21 protein-coding genes and 2 pseudogenes are annotated in these 25,186 nt (G+C 56.4%); 8 read left to right on the plus strand and 15 right to left on the minus strand.

What is annotated here, in order from left to right; all coding sequences use genetic code 11:
* Positions 1 to 492: 492 nt before the first annotated feature.
* A complete protein-coding gene (locus ACF8Q6_RS21540; protein WP_044047183.1) occupies positions 493 to 684 on the minus strand; it encodes a hypothetical protein in 192 nt (63 codons plus the stop codon).
* Here ACF8Q6_RS21540 and ACF8Q6_RS21545 point away from each other — a divergent pair.
* From ACF8Q6_RS21545 to ACF8Q6_RS21555, 3 genes are all read left to right on the plus strand, one after another.
* Positions 622 to 822, plus strand: coding sequence for a zinc ribbon domain-containing protein (locus tag ACF8Q6_RS21545; RefSeq protein ID WP_224459391.1), 201 nt, complete (start codon positions 622 to 624; stop codon positions 820 to 822). The genes ACF8Q6_RS21540 and ACF8Q6_RS21545 overlap by 63 nt on opposite strands.
* A 55-nt stretch (positions 823 to 877) precedes the next feature.
* Positions 878 to 1,783 (plus strand): cation diffusion facilitator family transporter, encoded by a 906-nt coding sequence (locus ACF8Q6_RS21550; RefSeq protein WP_225789572.1) that lies wholly within the window; start codon positions 878 to 880, stop codon positions 1,781 to 1,783.
* A 155-nt stretch (positions 1,784 to 1,938) separates the two neighbouring features.
* Positions 1,939 to 2,289 (plus strand): DUF3147 family protein, encoded by a 351-nt coding sequence (locus ACF8Q6_RS21555; protein WP_044047185.1) that lies wholly within the window; start codon positions 1,939 to 1,941, stop codon positions 2,287 to 2,289.
* A gap of 32 nt (positions 2,290 to 2,321) precedes the next feature.
* Here the strand turns inward: ACF8Q6_RS21555 and ACF8Q6_RS21560 are convergent, their stop codons facing one another.
* Entirely contained in the window at positions 2,322 to 2,648 is a 327-nt protein-coding gene (locus tag ACF8Q6_RS21560; RefSeq protein ID WP_013974870.1) for a DUF2790 domain-containing protein, read from the minus strand.
* 699 nt (positions 2,649 to 3,347) lie between these two features.
* Between ACF8Q6_RS21560 and ACF8Q6_RS21565 the strand changes: the two genes are divergently transcribed.
* Together ACF8Q6_RS21565 and ACF8Q6_RS21570 are read left to right on the plus strand one after the other, a co-directional pair.
* Positions 3,348 to 4,022: a heavy metal response regulator transcription factor gene (locus tag ACF8Q6_RS21565; protein ID WP_094010859.1), complete on the plus strand. Its 675-nt coding sequence runs from the start codon at positions 3,348 to 3,350 to the stop codon at positions 4,020 to 4,022.
* A complete protein-coding gene (locus tag ACF8Q6_RS21570) occupies positions 4,019 to 5,437 on the plus strand; it encodes a heavy metal sensor histidine kinase (RefSeq protein WP_013974872.1) in 1,419 nt (472 codons plus the stop codon). The genes ACF8Q6_RS21565 and ACF8Q6_RS21570 overlap by 4 nt, the downstream gene beginning before the upstream one ends.
* A 56-nt stretch (positions 5,438 to 5,493) precedes the next feature.
* On the opposite strand, the gene ACF8Q6_RS21575 is transcribed toward ACF8Q6_RS21570, so the two are convergent.
* Positions 5,494 to 6,081, minus strand: coding sequence for a hypothetical protein (locus ACF8Q6_RS21575; protein WP_324737251.1), 588 nt, complete (start codon positions 6,079 to 6,081; stop codon positions 5,494 to 5,496).
* Positions 6,082 to 6,347: 266 nt separating this feature from the next.
* Between ACF8Q6_RS21575 and ACF8Q6_RS21580 the strand changes: the two genes are divergently transcribed.
* Complete coding sequence (locus tag ACF8Q6_RS21580) at positions 6,348 to 6,569, plus strand: hypothetical protein (protein ID WP_013974874.1); 222 nt, start codon at positions 6,348 to 6,350, stop codon at positions 6,567 to 6,569.
* A gap of 82 nt (positions 6,570 to 6,651) precedes the next feature.
* Here the strand turns inward: ACF8Q6_RS21580 and ACF8Q6_RS21585 are convergent.
* The 6 genes and pseudogenes from ACF8Q6_RS21585 to ACF8Q6_RS21610 all read right to left on the minus strand — a co-directional run.
* Positions 6,652 to 7,127: pseudogene (locus tag ACF8Q6_RS21585) on the minus strand (phospholipid carrier-dependent glycosyltransferase); the annotation flags it as partial.
* A pseudogene (locus ACF8Q6_RS21590) lies at positions 7,115 to 7,303 on the minus strand (hypothetical protein); the annotation flags it as partial. The pseudogenes ACF8Q6_RS21585 and ACF8Q6_RS21590, both read right to left, overlap by 13 nt.
* A gap of 206 nt (positions 7,304 to 7,509) precedes the next feature.
* Positions 7,510 to 7,833, minus strand: a complete 324-nt coding sequence (locus ACF8Q6_RS21595; protein WP_013974877.1) for a DUF2790 domain-containing protein — start codon at positions 7,831 to 7,833, stop codon at positions 7,510 to 7,512.
* Positions 7,834 to 7,992: 159 nt separating this feature from the next.
* Positions 7,993 to 11,154: a CusA/CzcA family heavy metal efflux RND transporter gene (locus ACF8Q6_RS21600; protein WP_225789569.1), complete on the minus strand. Its 3,162-nt coding sequence runs from the start codon at positions 11,152 to 11,154 to the stop codon at positions 7,993 to 7,995.
* A 24-nt stretch (positions 11,155 to 11,178) separates the two neighbouring features.
* The gene (locus tag ACF8Q6_RS21605) at positions 11,179 to 12,459 is read right to left on the minus strand and encodes an efflux RND transporter periplasmic adaptor subunit (protein WP_324737252.1); all 1,281 of its coding nucleotides are present in this window, start codon (positions 12,457 to 12,459) and stop codon (positions 11,179 to 11,181) included.
* 69 nt (positions 12,460 to 12,528) lie between these two features.
* Positions 12,529 to 13,800, minus strand: coding sequence for a TolC family protein (locus tag ACF8Q6_RS21610; protein WP_266025068.1), 1,272 nt, complete (start codon positions 13,798 to 13,800; stop codon positions 12,529 to 12,531).
* 402 nt (positions 13,801 to 14,202) lie between these two features.
* Between ACF8Q6_RS21610 and ACF8Q6_RS21615 the strand changes: the two genes are divergently transcribed.
* On the plus strand, positions 14,203 to 15,546 hold the full coding sequence (locus tag ACF8Q6_RS21615) for an OprD family porin (protein ID WP_013974881.1): 1,344 nt from the start codon (positions 14,203 to 14,205) through the stop codon (positions 15,544 to 15,546).
* Positions 15,547 to 16,036: 490 nt separating this feature from the next.
* Entirely contained in the window at positions 16,037 to 16,711 is a 675-nt protein-coding gene (locus tag ACF8Q6_RS21620) for a heavy metal response regulator transcription factor (RefSeq protein WP_013974882.1), read from the plus strand.
* Between the two features lie 1,318 nt (positions 16,712 to 18,029).
* Here the strand turns inward: ACF8Q6_RS21620 and ACF8Q6_RS21625 are convergent.
* The 6 genes from ACF8Q6_RS21625 to ACF8Q6_RS21650 all read right to left on the minus strand — a co-directional run bounded on the left by ACF8Q6_RS21625 (position 18,030) and on the right by ACF8Q6_RS21650 (position 25,166).
* Positions 18,030 to 18,356: a four-helix bundle copper-binding protein gene (locus tag ACF8Q6_RS21625; RefSeq protein WP_085982928.1), complete on the minus strand. Its 327-nt coding sequence runs from the start codon at positions 18,354 to 18,356 to the stop codon at positions 18,030 to 18,032.
* A gap of 160 nt (positions 18,357 to 18,516) precedes the next feature.
* Positions 18,517 to 18,870 carry a copper-binding protein gene (locus ACF8Q6_RS21630; RefSeq protein ID WP_047595905.1) on the minus strand — a complete coding sequence of 118 codons (354 nt, stop codon included), beginning with the start codon at positions 18,868 to 18,870 and terminating at the stop codon, positions 18,517 to 18,519.
* Entirely contained in the window at positions 18,867 to 22,025 is a 3,159-nt protein-coding gene (locus ACF8Q6_RS21635; RefSeq protein WP_266025004.1) for an efflux RND transporter permease subunit, read from the minus strand. Before ACF8Q6_RS21635 ends, ACF8Q6_RS21630 begins: the two co-directional genes overlap by 4 nt.
* A complete protein-coding gene (locus ACF8Q6_RS21640; protein ID WP_324737253.1) occupies positions 22,022 to 23,485 on the minus strand; it encodes an efflux RND transporter periplasmic adaptor subunit in 1,464 nt (487 codons plus the stop codon). Before ACF8Q6_RS21640 ends, ACF8Q6_RS21635 begins: the two co-directional genes overlap by 4 nt.
* Complete coding sequence (locus ACF8Q6_RS21645; protein WP_324737281.1) at positions 23,482 to 24,732, minus strand: TolC family protein; 1,251 nt, start codon at positions 24,730 to 24,732, stop codon at positions 23,482 to 23,484. Before ACF8Q6_RS21645 ends, ACF8Q6_RS21640 begins: the two co-directional genes overlap by 4 nt.
* Positions 24,733 to 24,818: 86 nt before the next feature.
* Positions 24,819 to 25,166 (minus strand): hypothetical protein, encoded by a 348-nt coding sequence (locus ACF8Q6_RS21650; protein WP_324737254.1) that lies wholly within the window; start codon positions 25,164 to 25,166, stop codon positions 24,819 to 24,821.
* Positions 25,167 to 25,186 lie beyond the last annotated feature (20 nt).

A 25,186-nucleotide genomic window follows, 5' to 3' on the forward strand; every position in this document is an offset into this window, starting at 1 on the left:
AGCTGCTCATCCATGGCGCTGGTTATGAATAGTCGGGAGCTAAACGGCAAGCCATCGACAGACACTGAGCGAATCAGGCCGCACAGAGCGCCAGAGACCTTGATCCCCTTAGCCTGAGGACGCTTAGGATGTGTGAGGCATAGGATTAAATGAGAAATTAGCTCTCGCTAGGCGCATTATTTCCGCCACACGATAACGTCATGATGACTTCGCGATTACAATGCTGACAGAATCGCGATAATGACTTTTTCGATTGTAAATGCTCAGGCTATGATAAAAAATCGGACAGGTCCGACTCTTTGAGTAGTCAATGCCATCTGGCGAATTAAATTAAATTTCATAAACAAACCAGCTTCGTTTTGTCGTACGCTAATTTTGAACTTTTACTTTAACTTAAAAGTCATTCTAACGAGCAGAACACTTCTTTCACCTTTTGCTCGTGCTGATGTCACCTATCGATGAGGGACGAATACCATGAGTTTTCTCAAAAATTTATTGGGCGGCCACCACGGCCGTGGCAACCACGGCGGTGGCAAGCATCACGGTAGTGGGCACGGGAGTGATCGACATGACCGGCATGGTCGCTTCGAGCAGCAGCAATCCTGCGACAGTAATGACCGGGTGATTGAGGATGGTCGCGTAATAGCTCAAGCCCCAATCAAAGATCTGCAGACTTGCAGGCACTGCCGGACCGCAAACGCCCCGTCCGCACGCTTTTGTCTAAACTGCGGAACACCACTATCGAGTGGTTGCACGGCCTGCGGCTCATCCCTGACAGCAGGAGCAAAATTCTGCAGCCAGTGCGGCCAAGCCACCCATTAGCGCATGGCCACACTGGAAATCCAACGCGACCACTACCCTGTGCAAGGAGAAATACGTGGGATCGAATCATGATCATGGCAGTGCCGCGCTTCGTGAGGGGCATCAGAAGAAACTAGTCATGGCATTGGTCCTGACCGGTAGCTTCATGATCGCTGAAGTGATCGGCGCATGGATTACCGGCAGCCTGGCGTTGCTGTCGGATGCGTCTCACATGTTCACCGACACCGCCGCTTTGGCAATTTCGTTGATTGCGCTTCAGATCGCCAAGCGGCCGGCGGATCAGAAAAGAACCTTTGGCTATGCGCGGTTGGAGATCCTAGCCTCCACGTTCAACGCCGTGCTGCTCTTCCTGGTGGCGATGTACATCTTGTACGAGGCCTACCAGCGCTTCTTCATGCCAGCGGAGATCGCCACCGGGACAATGATGTGGATCGCGATTGCCGGCCTGATCATCAACCTGATTTCAATGCGACTGCTGGCATCTGCCAGCAACGAGAGCCTCAACGTCAAAGGCGCCTACCTCGAAGTCTGGAGCGACATGCTCGGATCGTTGGGTGTGATCATCGCCGCCCTCATTATCCGCTTTACCGGCTGGACCTGGGTCGACACGGTTGTCGCCGTAGCGATCGGCCTTTGGGTATTGCCGCGGACTTGGCAATTGCTTCGAGAGAGCTTGGGAATTCTTATGGAAGGTGTACCCCGGGGACTCAACGTGGCGGCAATCGAGGCCACGATCCTCAAGGTCGACGGCGTCACGGATGTCCATGACTTGCACGTTTGGGCCGTCAGCAGCGGAAGCAACGTGATGACGTCGCACGTGGTCGTCCGAGACGCAGCAGATGGAGATGCTGTGCTAGCGGCCGTCGTGGATGCAGTCAGCGACGCGTTCGAAATCCATCACTGCACCATTCAGATCGAGCGCGCAGCTTTCCACGAGAACGTTCCGTCGCCGTCGCATTGATCGGCCGGTAGACACCTGATCAACACACCGCCGCCAACGTCGGGGGGGTGTTGTCGAGGAAAGGTAAGGATGGATAGGCGACAGCAGAAGCACGTCGTGAGTGCCTGGCGAATGATCCCAGGAGATCCACTCCACTAGCTCAAGTAGGTTCAGCGATGGCTTGGATCATTACGAAGTACCTGGTCACTGCCGCGATAGTGATTATCGTGTCTGAGCTGGCAAAGCGCAGTGACAAGCTGGGCGGCTTGGTTGCCGCCCTGCCATTGGTCACCGTCTTGACGCTCATCTGGCTCTACTTGGAGAACCAGAGCATGGAGAAGATTTCCAATCATGCCTGGTACACGTTCTGGTATGTGATTCCAACGCTGCCGATGTTTATCGCGTTTCCGGCACTGCTGCCCAAGTTGGGATTCTGGCCAACACTTATCTCCAGCATCCTCATCACCATGGCGAGCTTCGGAGGATTTGCCCTACTTCTAAGGCGATTGGGCATCGAGTTGCTTTGAGTCGGGTGTAGAGGAAAGCACTCGGTCACCGCTTACCGGCTGTTGATGCACTCACCTTTCACGAGGTAGCGAACCATGTGCAGTTCGCCCTTGGAATCCTCGTAAGTCATCATGCTTCTCACATTCCCGCAGTACCGCACGCTAGGCGAGACGTACACCAACTTGCCAACGTCCAAATCCATACCGTATGCGTAATCTTCAAGCTCGGGCATGGGTTTCTTCACGCTCTGTGCATAGCGTTCTGTAGCCTTCCTGGCAGACTGCTCAAGATCGTCGTTGATCTGAACGCTACTTTGGGCATTTGTCGACAGTGCAGAGAAAAGCATGAACGCGGCAATAGCCGATATAGTTGTTTTCATGAGAAGTCCATTAATAAAAAAGCGCCCATGGCGGGGCGCTAAAATTCACCTTACCAAAGGAGCGTATGGTTCCAAGGTGAATGCATTGGCGTGAGCAGGGTATCGTTACTCCCGCCATGCTGCTTCAGATGAGACTGGCCCAAAGCAGCGCTGCCTGTGTGCTGTTCTTAAACTAGCAAAAGCGGCTAACGACAAGATGATTGTGAAATTACAATTTGGACATGTAATAGATTGTAAAGTAATTATTCTTGCCCAATTAAGATGAAAAGCCATGCATGCTGGCCGGTTTAAGCCCGTTATCAAAGGGGCGAACGATCGGTGGCTTGCTACCACTCGGAGCTTGAGCTTGTAGGATTGAACGCCATAAATGCTGAGCAGCTTGGCAGAAACGCCACCCCTCTCGGCCGAATCCTCCTGTCAGTCCTGAGGACTGATAACCGCTGCAAGCCACAGAATCCGCTAAGCTCAGTAGGGAAAGCCGTCATGACTGTCAGCAATCTTGCGGCTACATTACAAATTTGTAGGATTTCGCCGCGGCCAGCGTCTTCGCGTTAAGATTCAAGCGTCCTCAGGTGACCCCGGCGTATGGACAGAGGTAGCGACTACCAGATGTCATGCACTCAGCCGAACCTTCAAACTGCCTGCAACCACAGTCTTGGCGGATTAGGCCAATTCCTTCCTCACACCTTGAGATAAGTTATGCGCGTTCTAGTTGTGGAAGACGAAATTAAAACTGCCGAATATCTTCAGCAGGGCCTATCCGAAAGCGGGTATGTCGTAGATATCGTGCACAATGGTGTTGACGCCCTGCACTTGTTCAATACTAACGTCTATTCGTTGGTTCTGCTGGACGTAAACCTTCCTGGCATCGACGGTTGGGACCTTTTGGAAACCATCAGGAAAACCAGCCGGGTCCGCATCATCATGCTGACCGCTCGTGGTCGCATCAACGACAAGCTCAAAGGCTTGGATGGCGGAGCCGACGATTACCTTGTCAAACCCTTCGAATTCCCGGAGCTGCTCGCTCGAATCCGTTCGCTGCAGCGGCGTGGTGATGAATTAGTCGAGAAGAGTTCGCTGAAAATTGCCGACTTGGAACTCGACTCAGTGCGCCATCGGGTTTTCCGCGCTGGCACACGCATCGACCTTACCACCAAGGAATTTTCGCTCCTGCACCTGCTTATGAGCAGGACGGGCGAAGCGTTGACTCGTTCCCAGATCATTTCGTTGGTCTGGGACATGAATTTTGACTGCGATACCAACGTCATCGATGTCGCTATCCGGCGCCTTCGCTCGAAGATCGATGACCCGTTTGAAACCAAGCTCATTCACACGCTTCGTGGCGTAGGGTACGTTTTTGAGGAACGCGCATGAGGCCATTCAGCCTGGCTGCAAAGCTGGGATTAAAGGTGGGGTTGATGAGCGCAGCGTTGCTGCTTCTGTTCGCCACCTTCGGGTATCTGATGGTAGGCCAGGCGCTAGAGCGTAATGCTCGCAGTGACCTGGAAGTGAAGATGGCGGGCATGGCTCACAACCTGTCCATGATTTCCGACATCTCAGGCGTCAACGCAGACGCACATCAGCTTGTGGATCTGGTGATGGGCCACAACAACCTGTACGTCAGCATTTTCGAGTCGGCGCAGAGTGAAACGCCCCTGCTCTCGATTGGCTCGAAGCAGGTCAACGTGGAGGTGCACAAGTTTCAACCATCCGCACAGCCGAAGGAACATGAGTGGCGCGACACCCAGGACCGCCCCTTGCTGACAGCTTCTCGCACCATGAATTTGGGCGACGGAACCGAAGTCAGCGTGTACATGACTATGGACCAGTCGTCCAATGAAGCGCTGCTTGATGCATTGCTCACCTGGGCCCTGATGATTTCCCCGCTCATCATCGCGCTGATCCTCGCAATCGGCTGGTGGACCGTACGCAGAGGTCTGCTGCCTCTGACCAAGTTCCTGAAAGTCGCCTCGAAGATCTCCACCGAGAGTCTTGACCATCGTCTGCCGACTAATGGGATGCCAGCAGAACTCAAAGAGCTCGCCGACGGTATCAACATCATGCTGGCTCGCCTGGATGACGGGGTTCAGCAGCTCTCGCAGTTTTCTGACGATCTTGCTCACGAACTGCGAGCGCCGCTATCCAACCTGATGGGTAAAGCCCAAGTTGCACTGACCAGAGAGCGATCGCTTCCCGAGTACAGGGAAGTGCTGGAGTCGTGCACAGAAGAGCTGGACCGCATGAGCCGCATGGTTTCCGACATGCTGTTCCTCGCTCAGGTCAGTCATCCGGCATCCATGGTGGAGTTCGAACCTGTGTCCCTGGTCGATGAAGTTCAGCGGGTGTGTGATCTCTTCAGCATTTCGGCAGAGGATGGCGAGATCCAGCTGCAGATCTCTGGCAGTGATGACGTGGTGCGCGGTAACCGCCTGATGATTCAACGAGCCGTCTCGAACCTGGTGTCAAATGCGATTCGCTACTGCCCTCGCGGTCGCACGGTCTACGTGAAAGTGCAACGCGGTGGTAGCGGCACGACCTTGAGCGTCGGCAACCCGGGCCGCGGGATCGCCAAGGAACACCATGCGCATTTGTTTGAACGGTTCTACCGCGTAGATAAGAGTCGAGCACGAAGCGAAGGGGGGACCGGTCTTGGCCTTGCCATCGTGCAGTCGATCATGAGCCTGCATCAAGGCTCGGCGAGCGTGGAAGTGACCGAGGAAAATTTCACCTGGTTCCACCTTCACTTTCCCGAAGCCCAGCTAAAGCAGTCGGCAAAGACCGCTGCTTGAAGCGCGCCCACTTGAAAAGGCCCGTCAATCGACGGGCCTTTTGTCTATGCAATGCCTCAGTGCCTAAGCACCACAGGGTCCATAGGTGACCGCAGAATTACCGACTTTATGATCTTTTGCTCTTCTGGGTTGGCGTTTCTCCACAGGTGGGAGAAGAATTGGGCATTCACTTTTTCCTGAGCGCTCACACTGCCGGCGGCCTCAATGAACTGCATGGTCGAGTACACACAGATCAGTGCCAGGATGAAGAATGCTGTCGCCACCACCATGACATAACGTTTGGCCAGCACCGGTGCCCGCTTTAGCTCCAGGATCGAGGCATCCGCTAATTTTGTCGCGGCAGTAAGCTCCGAAATCAGCGGTTGGATGGCGGTCTCGACTCCACGAGCGGCAGCGGAATATGCCTCTGCCGCAGCGCGTATGGCGACCTCTTCGGCATTGGACCAGGCTTTCTCAGCCTTTCGTACCTCCTCCTGAATCTGCCGACTGACAAGGTCAACCTCCTCCACCAGCTCGTTCGACTTTTCCAGAACAGCGTTGCAGGCCCTGGTCTGGGAGGCCAGCTCATCGAGCTGAACAGTGAGTTTTTCAGTGCTTCGGCGGAAGTCACCGACGGCAACTGACCAAGGCTCTATGTCATTCATGGCTATCTCCTAGAGCGGCCGGTGACGGCGCACGGTTTTATTTTGTTAGATATCAAAAATGTAATTTACGGAACAGTTTGAAGTCAGCCTCGACACAAGCGAGATAGACATGATCCTTCCAGATTTGCAGATTGGGCGCATCCGGCCAGCCGCCTAAATTACGGAATTGTAATTATTAACTCACCTTGTCGTTAGCTTCGCGATCCTAAACTACAAACCAACAAAGGCCGTCAGTCAGGCAGGCCTAGTAAGAACCGAGGCACACAATGAAATTTGTCAAATCTATCGCTATTGGCAGCCTGCTGCTTGGTCTCGTGGGTACCGCTTACGCTGAAGGTGGTTACGAGCGAGCGAAACAGTTCCAGGAAAACTTCCGAAATGAACAGGCTCGCTTATGGAGCGACGATTCTTCGGACCAGAACAAACAACAAGTCGCTCAAGAGCAAAAGAAAGAAAGCAAGGATGGTAAGGAACAAGCCGATAACTAAACGGCGGTTAAATAGGACTTCAAATGACGAAAGCAATCGACAAAAAAGCCAGGGTAAAACCTGGCTTTTTTGTGTCTGGCATTTAACCTTCGTTTGTTCGAGGCGTTTCCGCATTACTTTCTCCGACCAGACCTTCGGTACCTTGCTTGGCGTCTTTCCAACGGCACAGCAACAGCTGACTGGCGTTCGCTTCGGTGATCTCGACACAGCCCAGGTTGGCAGGCAGCTCAGCATTGCTGTCGAGTAAGCGCCGGGACAGGTAGAATGAGCTGTCACGAGGCCACTTTGCTGGGTACTGGATGTTTTCGGACTTCCCGCTGCTGTAGAACTCCGAGGAATTCGAGCGGCGACCAGGGTAGATCAGAGGGGCCGATTGAGCACATTCAACCAGGCCTGAACGACATCTCGCTGGTTCTGAGGCCTCTGCATCAACACCCCGGCATAGATGATGTCGACGCCGATGATTGGCAGTATCAACGCTCGCGGCAGCGCCCTAGTGATCCTTCGGCCAACCTCATTGATCCGACCGGACAGGAGCAACGCCGAGACAGGTACAGAACCAGCGGCAGCCAGTCGATCAGCCCTAGTTTTCCTGCGAGCGCTCCGGCTCCGAGCAGGGCACCACAGATCAGCGCGAAAACCAGCTCGGTGTTCATGCCAAAGATGCCGTCGTGCTCATGGCTCAGCCCTTCATGCTCTGCTTGGTCATCTGGGCGTTCAAGCGAACTTTTCATAACTCGTCCCTTCTGGGGGGCAAGACTATAAACTGCTCTATGCAGTTGAAAGACATTACTGTTGTGTAGTTGAGATTTATTTCACAGCTAACCCAGGGGCAGTCATTAAGGCATCTAGCCTAAATGACGTTCATCGAGCTCAATAAAAAATGCCAGGCACTGCCTGGCATTTATGAATTCTCTAAGTATTCTACTCACAGCAATTACTACTTGTTGTTGATGCATTGCGAGTACATGGAGTAGCGAACCGTCTTAAGCGTACCCTGAGAGTCCTCGAAGGTCATCAATCGCGGGTAAACTTGGCAGGTACGCGGGTCTTGGGACTGACGCACGAATTTCGCAACATCGATCTTCATGCCGTAATTGTAGTCCTGGATCTCCGGCATCGGTTTGCCATTTCTCTCGGCATAGTTCGCTACAGCAGTCTGATGCTCCTTGATGTATTGCAGCTGCTTGCTTTCAGAGTAAGTATAAGCCTGCGAAGCCATCGAGAACATAACAAGTGCAGCAGCAACAATTAGCTTTTTCATAGGAACCTCTCAAATTCAAATCATCTCGGGCGTAACTTTAGCAACGCAGAGGCATCACCGGCATGACGAGAAACTTACAATTTTGAAAGGTAAGTGCATCTATTTCATATAAAACAAAAAACCCACAACGCGTGTTGTGGGTTTTTGTATCTGGGGGGATCAGCTTACGGCTTCTGCCTCGTCGCCGTCTTCATCCTTGCGATGTGCCCAATGATACAGGGCCGGCAGGACCAGCAAAGTCAGCGCGGTGGAGGAAAGGATCCCACCAATTACCACTGTAGCCAGAGGCCGTTGAACCTCCGCACCGGTACCGGTGGCCAAGGCCATTGGGATGAAGCCCAGGGACGCCACCAAGGCTGTCATCAACACTGGTCGCAGTCGGGTGAGTGCGCCTTCATCGACTGCCTGCCTGAGCGTTCGTCCCTCTTCTCGCAATCCGCGAATGAAGGCAATCATCACCAGGCCGTTCAGTACCGCGACGCCGGAGAGTGCGATGAAGCCTACCCCTGCCGAGATCGAGAGCGGGATATCACGCAGCCAAAGGGCCACGACCCCGCCAGTGAGAGCGAATGGAATACCGGTGAAGACCAGCATGCCGTCCTTCAGGTTGTTGAACATCAAGAACAGCAAGGTCATTACCAGCAGTAAGGCTACCGGAACCACAATCTGCAGGCGCTTGGCTGCCGACTGCAGCTGCTCGAACTGGCCGCCCCAACTGGTCCAGTAGCCTGCTGGAATTTCCACCTTCGTTGACAAGGTAGATGCCGCCTCATCAACGAACGACCCAAGGTCACGGCCCCGGACGTTGGCGCTTACAATAACCAAGCGCTTACCGTTCTCGCGGCTGATCTGGTTCGGGCCCAACTGCAAGTCCAGCTTAGCGACCTGCGAAAGTGGAATGAAACCGATCTGATTAGCGCCCTGAGCCGCATTGGCAGGCACAGGAATCAGCAAACTAGACATACCCGCGACGTCGGTGCGTACAGCCTCAGGCAGGCGCACCACCATGTCGAATCGGCGATCACCCTCGTACAACGTTCCCGCTGTACGACCACCCACAGCAATCGCGATCGAATTCTGCACGTCCGCAATGTTCAGGCCGTAGCGTGCTGCTTTTTCCCGGTCGATGTTAATGGTCAGCACTGGCAGACCTGTGGTCTGCTCAACCTTGACCTCCGAGGAGCCTGGTACCGCTTTGAGCGCTGCGGCGATCTTATTGGCCGTGCTGTTGAGCACATCCATGTCGTCACCATAAACCTTCACCGCAACATCGCTGCGCACCCCGGAGATCAGTTCGTTGAAACGAAGCTGGATAGGCTGGGAGAGTTCATAGTTACTGCCCGGGACACTGGCTGCCGCCTTTTGAACCTCGGCAATGAGCTCCTCCCGCGACTTGTCGGGATCGGCCCATTGGTCCTTTGGTTTGAGCATGACGTAAGCATCGGAGATATTCGGTGGCATTGGGTCAGAGGCGATTTCAGCCGTACCGGTTCGGCCGAACATACGCTCAACTTCCGGTACCTGCTCGATGACTGCTTTTTCCAAACGCTCCTGCATGTCCACCGACTGGCTGAGGCTAGTACCAGGTACGCGCAAGGCTTGAAGAGCGAAGTCCCCCTCACTGAGACTTGGGATGAACTCGCTCCCCATGCGACTGGCAAGTACACCGCTGAGAACGACCAGTGCTAGTGCGGCGGAGAAAGCGATATTCCGATGCCCAAGCACCCACTGCAGCACAGGCTCATAACGCAGCCGCGCAGTGCGCATAACAACGCCCTCTTCCTCCTTGACCTTGCCAGTGACGAACATGGCGATCGCTGCCGGCACGAAGGTAACGGAGAGGATCATTGCACCCAATAGCGCCATCACAACGGTGAATGCCATGGGGTGGAACATTTTGCCCTCCACGCCGGTGAGGGCGAAGATGGGCAGGTACACCACCATAATGATCAGTTGCCCGAAGATCAGTGGCCGACGCGCTTCGCGGGCAGCAGCAAAGACCTCATGGAAGCGTTCGGTTTTGGTGAGCATACGGCCATGTTTGTGCTGCGCATGTGCTAATCGACGGATCGCGTTCTCCACGATGACCACGGCCCCGTCGACGATGATGCCGAAGTCGAGTGCGCCCAAACTCATTAGGTTGGCACTGACCTTGTTATTGAACATCCCTGTGAAGGTGAACAGCATGGACAGCGGGATCACCATCGCGGTGATCAACGCTGCACGGATGTTGCCGAGGAACAGGAACAGAATGGCGATAACCAGGATCGCACCTTCAACCAAGTTCTTCTTCACCGTCGCAATGGCTTTTTCAACCAAGTTGGTACGATCGTAAACGGTGACCGCAACCACGCCCTTTGGCAGAGTACGGTTGATGTCCGCAAGCTTCGCTGCGACAGCTTGGGACACAGTGCGGCTGTTCTCACCGATCAGCATGAATACTGTACCGAGCACGACCTCGCGGCCATTCTCAGTGGCAGCACCAGTACGAAGCTCCTTACCGATGCTGACGTCGGCGACGTTGCTGATGCGAATCGGTGCACCATCCACACTGGTGATTACGATGTTGGCGATGTCTTCGATGTTGCCGACTTGGCCCGGTGCACGAATGAGCAACTGCTCACCATTACGCTCGATGTAACCGGCGCCTACGTTGGCGTTGTTGCTTTCCAACGCGGCTACCAGATCATTCAGGGTCAACTTGTAGGTAGCCAGGCGCTTCGGATCCGGCGCAACCAGGAACTGCTTGGCAAAGCCACCGATGGTATTGATCTCTGCCACGCCAGGTACGTTGCGCAGCTGAGGCTTGATGATCCAGTCCTGGATTACCCGCAGGTCGGTGGGCGTGTAGGGCGTACCGTCTTCTTTGACCGCGCCCTCTTCGGCTTCAACGGTCCACAGGAAAATTTCGCCGAGGCCGGTTGAGACCGGGCCCATGACGGCATCTACGCCCTCTGGCAGCTGTTCCTTTGCAACCTGTAGCCGCTCATTGATCAGCTGGCGGGCAAAGAAGATGTCGGTGCCGTCCTTGAAAATCACGGTCACCTGAGACAGGCCCGAGCGAGACAGCGAACGGGTCTGCTGAAGACCTGGAAGACCAGCCATGGCCGTTTCAACTGGAAACGTGATCCGTTGCTCGGTTTCCAATGGGGAATAGCCAGGCGCTGCAGTGTTGATCTGCACCTGGACGTTGGTAATGTCAGGAACGGCATCGATCGGCAGCTTTTGGTAGCTGTAGATGCCGATACCGGCCATGATCAGGACAGCGATCATTACAACGATCCGCTGTTCAATGGCAAATCTGATGATACGTTCAAACATAAGAAATCATCCTGTCAGTTCGCATCAGTGACTGTGCTCGGCAGAGGCTTTGCCGAGCTCAGACTTGAGTGTGAAGCTGCCATTGGTAGCCACTTGAGCGCCCGCTTCGATGCCGTCCGTGATTTCCACGTACCCACTGTCACGGCGGCCCAGCTTTACTGGGCGGGTGTCGAAGCCCTCGGCGGTGCGTACGAAGACCGATGGTTTGTCCTCAACGGTCTGCACGGCGTGTTCCGGGACAGCCACCGCCACGCGATCAGTCTGGGACGTGACTGCGATGTTCACGAAAAGACCAGGACGCCAGGCCCCGTTGGGATTGGTCAACGTAACGCGGACGGTCGCTGCTCGGTTTTGCTCGCCCAACAGGCTGCCGACATAACCCACCTTGCCCTCGACCTCCACGTTCATGTCAGGTGAGGAAACCTTCACGGCGCGGCCGGTAGTGACCTTGGCCAAATCGGTAGGCGGTACAGCGAAAGTGGCCCAAACTTGGTTAAGGTCGGACAGAATAAAGGCGTTAGTCGCCTCGCTGACGACTTCCCCGACGGTCAAGTGTTTCTCCACCACTACGGCGTCAAAGGGAGCCCTGAGTTCGTAACGGTTACCGCCTACCGAACTGACCGAGGCACCGATCGCGCTGACTTTTTGCTTGGCGTTGGCCAGAGAGATTTCGGCTTCCTGCAGCGCCTGGCGAGCCTGGAGGTAGTCCTGCTCCGCAGAAATCTTGTCCTGCCAGAGCTGCTTCTCTCGGCTAAAAGTCACGCGCGCAAGTTCGACACGACGCTGAGCGGCTTGTTGCTCGCTGCGCAGGTCAGAGATCTGCTGGCTGGCAATCACCGCAAGGACTTGACCCTTCTTGACGGACTCACCCAAATTCGCCTGGACTGTTTCGACAACGCCTGGAACGCGAGGAACAACGTGCGCAGTGCGGTCCTCGTCAAAACGAATCTCACCCGGGAAGCTCACGACGGTTCCCAAATCACGAGGCGCTGCCGATTCCAGAGTCACGCCAGCTGCTTTGATCTGTTCAGCACTAAGGGTTAGCTTACCTTCTTCCTCACCGCCCTCTTCACTGTGGCCCTCCTCGCCATGACCTTCTTCACCGTGCCCATCTTCACTATGCTCCGCTTCACTGTTCTCTTTGTTAGCTGATCCGGCCTTCTTGTCATGGCCATGACCATCGTCAGCACCATGTTCTGCGTTAGTCGCCGCTTGTTGATCGGAACTGCTGTTCCAGGCGAGGCTGCCAAATCCAAGGATTGCCACAGCGGCTACCGCGAGGGCGATCTTGCGTTTGTTTTCCATTGCTACTCCTGCTGATCGTAGGCACCGGCAGGTTTAAACGCCGAGTGCCGAGAAAAATGTATGCCCCGTTCAGCGTGCGCCGGCGGTCGAGCCTACTTCGCCATAAACCCTTTCTACTTGCGCACGCGCATTGGTCGCCGCTGCCAGCGAGTCGAGATACTGGCCACGAGCAAGGATCAAGGTGCGCTGGGCGTCCAGTACTTCGATAAAGCCGAATTTCCCCATCTCGAATCCGCGGGTTGCGGTATCCACGGCCTGCTGGGCTGAGGGCAGAATGGTCTTGTCGTAGGACTCAACTTCTTGCATGGCGGTGGACCACTGGTTCAGCGCGGTTTGGGTTTGGGCGCGCAGTCTCAACTCGACAGCGTTACGCAGGTCGCGGGCCTGATCGGCACGTCGAGAAGCGGAAAGAATGTTGCCTTGGTTACGATCAAACAGCGGCAAAGGCATGGACAGACCAACGACATTGACTCGCTCGCGCACCGAGCGGTCGTACTGGCTACCCACGCTTACCGTGAGGTTTGGAATACGCTGAGCTTTTTCTGCGCCAAGCGAGGCATCGCTCTTATCAATCTCCACCACTGCCTGCCGCATTTCCGGAGTCTGATCGAGCTTTGCCAGCAACTCTTCAGTGCGCGGCGGCATGCCAGGAGACAAGGTTGGTGATTCAAGGCGATCGAATATGGTCACAGAACTCCCCGTGACTTGGGCGAGTTGCTGGTAAGCATTCGCTTTTTCCGTTTCGGCGCGACGGACCTGCAACCGGGCTTCAGCCAGTTGAACCTGGGCGCGGGTAGCCTCCACAGGTGAAGATTTACCTGCGCGAACTCGACCATCGACAATGCGAAGGCCGCGCTCAGTAAGTTCAAGGGATTGTTTAGCGAGGTCGAGTCCGGTTTGGGCTCGTAATGCAGCGTAAAACGCCTGCACGACGTCTGCACGCAGACCATTCACGCGTCGGTCCAGTTCCAGTTGTGCAACACTCTGGCCGTATGTGGCGACATCTACGCGGGCTCCCCGCTTACCACCGAGCTCCAAGGTCTGACTTAGCGTAACGGTCGTTGTGCTGGTGTTACGCTGTGTGTCCTCCATCTCATACGAGATTTCGGGGTTTGGAATCAGCCCGGCTTGCTTGCGCGCACCGTCCGCGATGCCGATTTCCTGACGTGCCGCCGCGAGGTCTGGGTTGGCATCCATTGCCGTCGACAGCGCTTGGGGCAAGCTGATGCTTTGGGCAAATGCGGTGGGTGCCAGCAACCCGGAAATCACCGCACAGAGAGCGGCAATTTTCCACGGTGAGACGTAGGTCTTGGATAAGACATTGCGGTTATACCGGAGCACTTTCTTGGTCCTCGTGCACAAACTTCGTTAGCTTGGCCAGAACGCCGAAATAGCTGCCAAGCCCCACTGGATTAGGTGATGGCACTCTAAAGAGCGGTAGCTATCAGAGGGGTGGCTAGAAAATTACAATTTCGTAAGAAAAGCTTGTAATGCCCGAAAACGCTGATGACACAGTCGAACCACCGAATTTCATTGCGAACGCGAGAGATGGCTAGCATGCGGCGTCAATGACCAAAATAACGACCAGATGACGAAATTGTAATTTTCCTATCACCATCCCGTTATCTTCCGCCTGCAAATATGAGCTCGGCGCTACGCGAGGCGCGCCGCCGGCTCAGAACTTATAACGACACCCGCGCCGGAAAACATAATAAAAACTGCCGTAAATCAAAGGAGCATCGGATGAAAATCAAAGTACCACTGTATTTGGCGGCAGTTTCGGCGCTGTCTGGAAGCTATGCAGTTACTGCTCAAGCTGAAGATAAGCCCGAAGGTTTCATCGAAGGTAGCAGCCTTACAGTGCTCAACCGCAACTTCTATTTCAATCGTGATAACCGCGACAGCTCAGCTCCCACTTACAACAGCGGCAAGGGCAACACCAATGGCTACTCCGAGGCCTGGGCGCACGGGATCATCACCAAATTCAACTCTGGTTTTACCCAAGGGACGGTCGGCGTTGGTGTTGATGCCTTTGCCATGATAGGGCTTAAGCTCGATACTGGTGACGGGCGCAACGGCGGTCGTAGTTCATTCGACGTCATGCCTGTTGATAACAAAGGCGAAGCTCGCGACGAATACACCAAGGTTGGCGGGGCGGCTAAAGTTCGCTTGTTTGATACGGTCGTGAAAGTGGGTGATGTTTTCCCGTCGACGCCAGTTGTTGCATCAGGCGACTCGCGCCTGTTGCCTGAAAGCTTCCGCGGTGTGACCGTTGAGAACACCAGCATCCAGGGCCTCACCCTGCAGGGTGGCCGACTGCATGCGATGAGCCAGCCGGTCTCCAGCAATCTGAATGATAACTTCGCAACTTTCTACGGTGGCCCGGTTAACTCGCCTTGGGTAGGCTACGGTGGCGGTGATTACGCGATCAACGATAACTGGACCGTGAGCGTATACGCCAGTCAGTTGAAAGAAGTCTGGAACCAGTACTACGCTGGCACCAGCTTCGCCTATCCACTGAATGACGACCTTGCGCTGATTGGCGGCTTCAACTATTACAAAGCCGTGGATGAAGGGAAGCAGCGCCTAGGCGAGTTTGACAACGATATCTGGAGTGCCAAGGTCGGGGTCCGTTACGGCGCTCACACCCTGGCCCTGTCGCACCAACGCAACAACGGCGACGATGATTTCGACTACCTGCGTCAGTCAGACTCGATTTTCGTCGACAACTCTATCCAGTACAGCGACTTCAACTCGCCGAAAGAGCGTTCCTGGATGCTGCGCTACGACCTGAACTTCACCAGCTACGGCATTCCTGGTCTGACGTTCATGACCCGCTACGCCAGAGGCTCGGGCGCAGACTACTCGAACGCCAACCAGTTCTACATGCGCACCGACGCCAACGGTGATCCGCTCACCAATCAGAAACGTTGGGAGCGTGACGTAGAGGTTAAATATGTCGTGCAAACTGGTCCAGCAAAAGACCTGTCCTTCCGGTTGCGCCAGGCCACCACGCGTGCCACTGCATTCGAATCGGATCTGGATGAAACTCGTGTGATCATTGAGTACCCGCTTTCGATCCTGTGATTCTCTAAGGGGATCAGTTTATTCGTAAACTGGTCTCTTCAGAAAAATGTGCATTACGAATTCACCTTGAGTGGCTTAAGTGCTCCTTTGGTAAAAGGTGGATATTTGGCGCCCTTTGGGCGCCTTTTTTTTACCTAAAATTCAATCAACCGTTCGAGTGTACGCATTGCATGCCGGTGAAACTCATGGCTGCACCAATGACCAGTTTCCTCGACATGAGTAACTTCGCCGTCATCTGAACGGAACAAAGTCAACACAAAGAAGAAAACAACCACATACTTCATAAGGTCAAATTACCTATTGGAGAGAGGGCCCGCACCTGTCAAACCCAAACCGCGAAAAGATATACCTCCAGACTATCAATCATATTACCTGGAAATTACAAATCCGTCATTTAGGCCCCGCCCAGCTCATTTTGATTTACCATTCCTTTCAATAATGCCGGCGCGCGTGCGCGGTTAATTGCTCAGTGATATCGAGACAAAATCCCATGCGAATTCTGGTAATTGAGGACGAAGTAAAAACTGCGGAATATGTGCGTCAAGGCCTTACAGAATGCGGTTATGTCGTCGATTGCGTGCATACCGGGTCAGATGGGCTATTCCTAGCCAAGCAACACGAATACGAGTTGATTATTCTTGATATCAATCTGCCAGAAATGGATGGGTGGCAGGTACTTGAGCTTTTGAGGCGTAAAAATTGCCCCTCCCGCATCATGATGCTCACGGCGAGAAGTCGTTTGGCAGATAAGGTCCGGGGTTTGGAGAACGGTGCAGATGACTACCTGATCAAACCATTTGAGTTCCCAGAACTGCTAGCCCGGGTTCGCGCCTTAATGCGCAGGTCTGAACACCCTGCATCTGTGGAGATCATTCGTGTCGCTGACCTGGAGCTAGACCAGAGCCGTCACAGGGCCTTCAGGGACGGCCAGCGTATTGATCTGACGACGAAAGAGTTTGCACTTCTGCACTACCTAATGCGCAATACCGGCGTGGTGCTCAGCCGCACACAGATCATCTCACAGGTCTGGGATATGAACTTCGACTGCGATACAAACGTTGTAGAAGTGTCGATTCGAAGACTTAGAGCCAAGATCGATGACCCTTTCGAGACGAAGCTGATCCATACGCTTCGCGGTGTGGGCTATGTGCTTGAGAAGCGTTGATCGCCCGCTACTTAGTCATGAAAACAGAGCCAGGGATCATGCATGTAAGTCGAGCCATACTGTTTTTGACCCTTAGCGCGCGTTTCCTCACTAAACGTATGAGGTGTGCTGGACATAAGGTATAGCATAGATTATCAACAGGTAACGGAAGGCCAAGCGTATGCCAGAGCTGACGCACGCTCAGCGGACATTGTTTTTAACAGCGCCATGGCTTACCTCTGATACTGTGCGCCGGCGATGAGGTTAACCTCCCGACTACAGCACCAAGCAGGCTCAGTCGCCGCTCAACGATGATGGCGCCCGCCGGCTTTTCTGGTTCGTTGCAGGGCTACTCACGGTCATTGCCTTCGTCATGGCCACCCTCTCTGTGCATCTTCTCACCTCGCTCAAGGAACTTGGCCTTCCAACGGTCACGGTGTTGGCGGTGGGGATGGTCCTTGGGCCGGCCCAGGTGGTGGCAAGAGTATTGGAGTTCTCGCTTGCTCGGCATCTTCACCCAACCTGGTCGGCCGTGCCGGCGTGTTGGTGAGCTTCATCGGCATCTGCTTATTCATTCCTGGCGTGCCTTGGCTGGCATTCCCTGCAGCAGCGCTGTAGGGCGCCGGCATCGGGATTCTCACTATTGCCAGAGTCATCTTGCCTCTGGTGCTGTTTGGCAAGGGTATCGCGCACGCATGGGAGCATTAGCTCGCCCAATGGTCTTGGCGCAGGCCACGGGGCCGTTTGCTACGGCCTTTGTGCTGAGTACTCAAGGCGCACCTGTGCTCTTGCTCATGGCGGCGATGGTCGCTGTCGCGCTAGATAGCAGTTTCAAACTGCCCCTCAACCCAGTGCAACGTAGGTGAAGCTGGTGATTCTGCCCTCAAATCGGGGTACCCGCTAGATTTCCCCCCTAGCTTTGCCTTTGACTCTGCCTGGGGGTATACCGCCAGGGGATAATCGGCCTGCTTTGTCTTTGCGGATTGCCCTGCCAATTGACGGGGCCTACATAAGCCGTTTCCAATGCCCTCGACGTAGAACCATTCGCTCCGGCCGAAGCTGGCTGGTGGGCGTGAGCCAAGAGGCGTATCCTACAAATGCTTGCTCCGAGACTTGTTGGCCTACAGCCTCCCCTGGGAGACATCTGATAGCCCGCCGCCGAGGCGGGCTTTTTTGTCATCAGATCCGTAAGGCAGCGCCTTGGTGAATGGCTGCCCAAGCTAGGCTCCGCCAGAGCGCATGCTCAACATCAGCGGACTACCCGTCTCCCTAGCCAGACGGTTAACGACGTATCCATATCCTTTGTCAGGCGCATGGAAAGCTGACTGGGCGAAAACGCTTACGCAGCCATTGCTTCGCAGGATGCAGCGCAGGCCAAACAGGTCTGTGCGCAATGCTGACAGTGGTCTGCCTTATGCTTACCGCACGCCTCCCCGCAGGCGCGGCAAATCCTTGCGCACAACGCACAAAATTCCTTGGCGAGCATGCTTTCTCGTGTCATCAAGGTAGCCGCCAGCTTGCACATATCTGCGCAATCCCTGTCCAGCTTGATGCAGTCAGCCATCATTTTTACGTCCTGCTCTCGCAGGCAGGCTGACGCGCAGACTTCACAGGCCAGCGCGCAGCGCATGCATTCCGAGATGCATTCATCAAAGCTACTGTTCATGATCATATCTCCGGTATCGGGTCGATGAGATGCCAGTGCACCGTCTCATGACGGTATGTAGCGTTCGACCTGACGGGGGCCTGAAGATTGATTACATTTATGTAAGCTTGTCCGAATCATCTCGGTATGAAGGCGTGCCCGATCATTCAAGGCTTTTCAATCACTGCTTCTGGATGCTCACGATTTTCGCGACACTTCCCTCCATACGGAACCCAAATTTCACCTTGTCTCCTACGTTCAAGCCCTTCAGCTGTGCAGGCTCAGCTTGGAAGCCCATGGTCATCGCCGGCCATTTGAGCTCTGCTACCGGGCCGTGCGCCAAGGTGATTTTCCCGCTTTGAGGATCCAGCGCCTTAATTGTCCCTTCCGCATGCGCAGTGGGCGCCGCCTGGCTGCCTTGGCCACCCTCGGCGGAGGCTGGCATTTTCTTCATGTCCATACCATCCATGTCCTGGGCATGCACACTGGCGGCGAAAGCTGTGACCAGGCCTGCGATGACAATTAGCTTTTTCATTGGATTTCTCCTGAGAGGTTGGGGGTAGTTACAGCAAGTTCGCGGCGACGGATCAGCCAGTACGCCGCAGGGATTACAAAAAGTGAAAGCAAGGGGGCGGTGAGCATGCCGCCCACCATGGGCACCGCGATGCGGCTCATGACCTCGCTGCCGGTACCGCTGCTCCAGAGGATGGGCAGCAGGCCTGCAACGATGACCGCCACAGTCATTGCCTTGGGCCTGATGCGTTGCACCGCGCCCTCACGGATCGCGTCGAGCAGCGTTGCTCGTGTGGTTTCGCCGTTGGCCTGACGCTCCGCCCAAGCGTTATTCAGATAGATGAGCATGATCACTCCGAACTCCGCCGCTACGCCGGCCAGGGCAATGAAGCCAACGCCTGTGGCCACTGAGAGGTTGTAGTCCAGCAGGTAGAGCAGCCAGACGCCCCCGGTTAGGGCGAAAGGTAAGGTGCCCATGATGAGCAGTGCTTCACCGAGGCGGCCGAAGGTCAGGTAGAGCAGCACGAAGATGATGGCCAGCGTCGCCGGCACCACCCAGGCCAGACGGGCGTTCGCCCGCTCCAGGTATTCGAACTGGCCGGAGTAGCTCAAGCTCATGCCTGGATCGAGTTTTACCTCGCTGTTGATCGCCTGACGTAGGTCTGCCACAACAGACGATAGGTCCCGGCCACGCACATCGATGTACACCCAGCCCGAGGGGCGAGCATTCTCGCTCTTGAGCATGGGGGGGCCATCAGCGATACGTATGCGGGCCACGCTGCCGAGGGTCAGCTGGCCGCCCTGCGAGGTGTAGATCGGCAGCTGACGCAACGCCTCCACCGAATCACGCCATTCGCGTGGATAGCGCACGCTGATCGGATAGCGGGCCAAACCTTCAACCGTTTCCCCGATGGTTTCGCCACCGATGGCGCCGGCGACAATGGCCTGTACGTCGGTGATGTTCAGGCCGTAACGGGCTGCGGCATGGCGGTCGATATCCAGATCAATGTAGCGGCCGCCAGTCAAACGCTCTGCCAGCGCCGAAGTCACTCCAGGCACCTTTTTCGCTGCCCGCTCCACAGCGAGGGTAGCCCGGTCTATCTGGTCAAGGTCACTGCCGGCAACCTTGACGCCGATCGGGCTCTTGATGCCGGTGGCCAGCATATCGATGCGGTTGCGGATGGGCGGGATCCAGATGTTGGTCAGCCCAGGCACACGCACAGTGCGATCAAGCTCCTCGATGAGCTTCTCCGTGGTCATTCCTGGACGCCACTCAATCTTGGGCTTGAGCCGAACGGTGGTTTCGAACATCTCCAGCGGTGCCGGGTCGGTAGCTGACTCGGCGCGGCCGGCTTTACCAAAGACACTGGCCACTTCGGGAACGGTTCGAATCAGACGATCCGTTCGCTGCAACAGCTCTGAAGCTTTCTGCGCCGAGAGTCCAGGCAAGGCTGAAGGCATGTAGAGCAGATCACCTTCATCGAGCGGAGGAAGGAACTCGCCCCCAAAATGATTCAAGGGCCACAGACTGCTGAGCAGGATGAGCAATGCTCCAGCGAGGGCAACCAGAGGCCGGCGCAGGACGACCTCCAATGCCGGACGGTACAGCCGGATGAGGCCCCGGTTGAGCGGGTTGCGCTGTTCCGCAGGCAGTGGCCCTCTGATCCAGTATCCCATCAGCACCGGAATCAGGGTCACCGATAGCGCAGCCGCCGCTGCCATTGCGTAGGTCTTGGTAAAGGCCAAGGGTGCAAAGAGGCGTCCTTCCTGGGCTTGCAGCGTGAACACCGGGATGAACGAAAGCGTGATGATCATGAGGCTGAAGAACAGTGCCGGCCCTACCTCGACGGCTGCCTCCGTCATTACCCTCCAATGCGCTTCTCCCCGCAAAGGTTGACCAGGATGCCGGATATGCCAGGCCTCAACACGTTTGTGGGCGTTCTCGATCATGACCACGGCAGCGTCCACCATTGCACCGATGGCAATAGCGATTCCGCCAAGTGACATGATGTTGGCGTTGATGCCCTGATGACGCATGACGATCAGCGCAATCAGGATTCCCACGGGCAGCGACACGATAGCCACCAACGACGAGCGCAGGTGCCAGAGAAACGCTGCGCATACCAACGCCACTACCACGAATTCCTCGATCAGCTTGTGACTGAGGTTCTCCACGGCACGGTCGATCAACTGGCTGCGGTCGTAGACGGTGACAAGTTCCACCCCAGCTGGCAGGGCTTTCTTCAGGGTTTCGAGCTTGGCCTTGACGTGCGCGATGGCCTCACGAGCATTCTTCCCGCTGCGCAGGATCACCACACCTCCTACGGCTTCGCCGAGGCCGTCCAGTTCGCCTATGCCTCTGCGGGCTTCCGGGCCTATCTGCACCGTAGCGACGTCGCCTAATGTCACCGGCACGCCCTTGGTAGCCAGTCGCAGGGGTATCGCTCTGAAATCATCCAGCGATCGCAGGTAGCCGGCCGCACGTACCATGAATTCCGCTTCGCCCTGCTCCAGTACACCGCCACCGGTCTCCTGGTTGGCCTTGCCTATAGCCTCCACCACCTCAGCCTGGGTGATCCCGAGGCTGGCCATACGCAGTGGATCGAGGACGACTTGGTACTGCTTGACCATACCGCCGATGGTGGCCACCTCAGCGACATCCGGCAGGGTCTTGAGCTCATAGCGCAGGAACCAGTCCTGCAGGCTGCGCAGTTGCGACAGGTCATGGCCGCCGTTGCGATCGACCAACGCATACTGATAAATCCAGCCCACCCCGGTGGCGTCCGGGCCCAGTACCGGCTTGGCTGCCGCAGGTAATCGCGATTGCGCCTGGCTCAGGTACTCAAGCACCCGTGAGCGCGCCCAATACAGATCGGTGCCGTCCTCGAACAGCACATAGACGAAGCTGTCACCGAAGGCGGAGAAGCCGCGAACCGTTTTGGCCCCCGGAACCGAGAGCATGGTCGTGGTCAGCGGATAGGTCACCTGATTCTCAACGATCTGGGGAGCCTGGCCTGGGTAGGACGTGCGGATGATCACCTGCACGTCCGACAGGTCGGGCAAGGCGTCGATTGGTAGGCTACGCACCGAGACGAAGCCCCATGCCACCAGAAACAGCGTGGCGAGGAGCACCAGCACACGGTTGCCTACCGACCAGCGGATCAGTTTGGCAATCATGGTTGGCCCTCTAACACTTTGATCTGCTCAACTACCATGCCCTCGTCGCGTTCGCGTATGCCAAAGCGAATCTGCGCACCGATCTTGAGGCCATCAAGGAGAGACTGCTCAGCCACAGGGAAGGTCATGGTCATCCCTGGCATGCCCAGGGTGATGAAAGGACCGTGGGCAACGGTGAGCTGGGTGCCGTCTATCTGCACGACACGGCCATCCGCTTCATGCAGGGCTGGCCCCGCATTAGGCTGACTATCCTGCGCCGTCGCCGCCTCGATGCCTTTCAAATTAGCGTCGGAGTCCAACAGGAATTGCCCGGACGCGACGATGCGCTGTCCTGCCTGAAGACCCTGCAACACCGCAACTTGGCCTTTGCTCTCCTGGCCCAACACGACTTCCACCGGCCGGAAGCGACCACCGTCTTCAGCCAGCATCACCAGGTCTCGCTTGCCGGTGCGGATGACCGCCTCGGCAGGCACCAAGAGGCTTTGCCCGGCAGGCTCGCCGGGATGGAGAGCCACTTGAGCAGTCATCCCAGGACGAAGCCGCCCATCTCGGTTGGGCAACTCGATACGCAGGCGCAACGTGCGGCTCTGCAAATCGGCATCGGCGAGCAACGCGGTCAACTTGCCCGGTATGGGATCGCCTGGGAACGCTGGCAATTGCGCCCGCACAGGCTGGCCTTCGCGAAGACCTTGAGCCTGGGCTTCCGGCACAGCCGCTTCCAGCCAGACGTTGGCCACTCCATTGATCCTCGCCAAGGTAGCCCCCGGCGTCAACGTCATGCCGGGTCGCAAATCGAGAGCTTGGATTACACCGGCAGTGGGTGCGGAGAGGGTGACCGAGAGCTGCACCTTCCGGGTGCTCGCGACCCGGTTGATCAGGTCGGCCGGCATGCCGGCGAGCACGAGCCGCTGTCGTGCCGCCGCCGCCAGCTGCGCGTCGCCGGAATGCCGCAGCGCCAGGTATTCCTCCTGCAAACCCGCCCACTCCGGGGTCAGCACATCGGCTAGCGGAGCGCCTTTGGCAACGATGTCGCCCGTCGCTCGGCCATAGACGCGTTCGACGTAACCGCCAGTTCTGGCCTGCAACACGCTGAAGTCGCGTTCGTCGAACGTCAGAACGCCGCTCACACTCAGGGTCCGTTCTAGCCGCCCAGCCGTCACCGTTGCCAATCGAATCCCAAGGTTTTGCTGGAGCCCAGTCGAGACCTGAACCGCAGGCTGCTCCTCGCCAGCCGTGTCATCCGAATACTTGGGCACGAGCGGCATGTCCATGAACGGCGATTTTCCGGGCGCCGGGAAGTGCTGCTGGGGATACATCGGGTCATACCAGTACAGCGCTTTTTTTTCCTCACCTACTGGCTGGGATGGGGAATACGCACCTCTTCCACCTAGCCAGAAGCCCGCGCCTATCCCAATTGCAAGGGCAGCAGCCACGAGCCAACCAATCGACCTATTCCTCATGCCCGCACCTCTCCATAAACGAAATGCAGACGCGCTGCTGTTGCCGCCAACTGTCCTTGCAGGTCCACATCCTGTAGCAGCGCTTCCACACGCTGCCGGCGTGCCGACAGCACTTCACTCAACGGCGACTTACCGGCGCGGTAGTCCGCCAGAGCGAGGCGTACCCGGTCCTCGGCCAGGGGCAAAAGTGTTTCGCGACTGCGCCGCACTGCCCGTTGCAAGCGGTGGTACTCGGCAAGGTCTGTTTCAAGCTGGGCTTGATGCTCGCGCAGGGCAGCGTCCTGCTCATCTTCCAATTGGCGAACTTGTGCGCGTCGTGCCGCAATCATCGGGTCTTGCCGTGAGCTGGTGAACAACGGCAACTGGAAGCTGACTTGCAGACTGACCATGTTGCTGAAGTCCGGGCCACGGCGCTGATAATCCACTCCCCAGGACCAATCCGATTTCTTTTCCGCCTGAGCCTGGTGTACCTGGGCCTGAGCCTCGCGTGTCATGGCGTTGTAGGTATTGAGCTCCGGATGGGCATGGACGGAGTGCAAGTATTCAGCTGCGTCTACAGGCCAGACAGGGAAGGTCGGCGCGCCTACTTCGGCGTCCTGCCCAATCCAGCGCTTCAGCGCGGCTCGCGCTTGGGCTGCCTGACTCAACAAAACGTCTTTCTGCTCGTCCAGCTGCGCGGCTTCTTGCTTGGGAGCCAGCGTATCGGCGGTAGAGCCTGCGCCTCCGGCCAGGCGGGCCCGCACTGTGGAAGCCAGCAGCTGGTTTTCTTTGTAGAAAGCGTCGAACTGTTCAAGCTTTCGCTGCACGGTGTACGCAGTAACCCAAGCCTGTGCGGTTGCCGCCCTAACCTTCAAGCGTTCGAAGATCGCCTCGGCATCGACTCGCTCGACCGTGGCCTGCGCTGTTTTTACGCGAGCTTTGCGCTTGTCCCGGTTCGGTACTTCTTGGGACAGGCCAACCACCTGCATGGTCATGAAGTCTCTGTTCATGCTCCAGCGATCGGTGCCTTCAATCGGCAGGTTTTGTACCCCGAGATTCAGGCGCGGATCGGGTAGTTCGCCCGCTGGAATGACTGCGCTGCGCGCAGCTGATGCCTGCTCCTGGCGGGCCTGTAGAGAGGGAGCGTTACGTTCAGCCAGTTGCAGCGCCTCATCCAGCGACAGCGTTGCAGCCTGTGCCGAGACAGCCGGCAGCAGTATGAACAGGACGGCCGTGGTTATCCGTCCCTGAAAACGTTGGGGAGTCATGAAAATGATTCCTCGAAAGATCAGCGCCCAGGCGCGTGCCATCGCCCCACTGCTAGGCGGAACGACGGTGTGAAATTAAGAGGGAATCAGACGCGGGGAGGCCGCCATGGATCGGGGGGAGAGCCTGTTGCTATGCCTACCGCGTAGGTATCGGCAGGTCGTGGCTTGGCAAAGGTCAGCCCAGGCGTCAGGAAGCTGAGCTGTACGGTACTGGCAGTCCTGCACTCCTGGCCGACCTTGCAGGATTTGGCGTGATCGCCGGCCTTGCCCAGGTCTTGGTCCTGGCAGCAGTCATGATCCATACCCGCCATCATTTCCATGCCCATGGTCTGCATTGGGCAAGGTTCAGTCGCCGAATCGATGCCCGCCATCCCGTTAAGCGGAAGCGCCATGATAAGCATCAGGATGGTGAGCAGTCGAATGAACCGATTCATGATGGGCGAGTATAGGTTAC

This window comes from Pseudomonas sp. GLN_2 (assembly GCF_043106005.1).
Classification (GTDB): Bacteria; Pseudomonadota; Gammaproteobacteria; order Pseudomonadales; family Pseudomonadaceae; genus Aquipseudomonas; species Aquipseudomonas alloputida.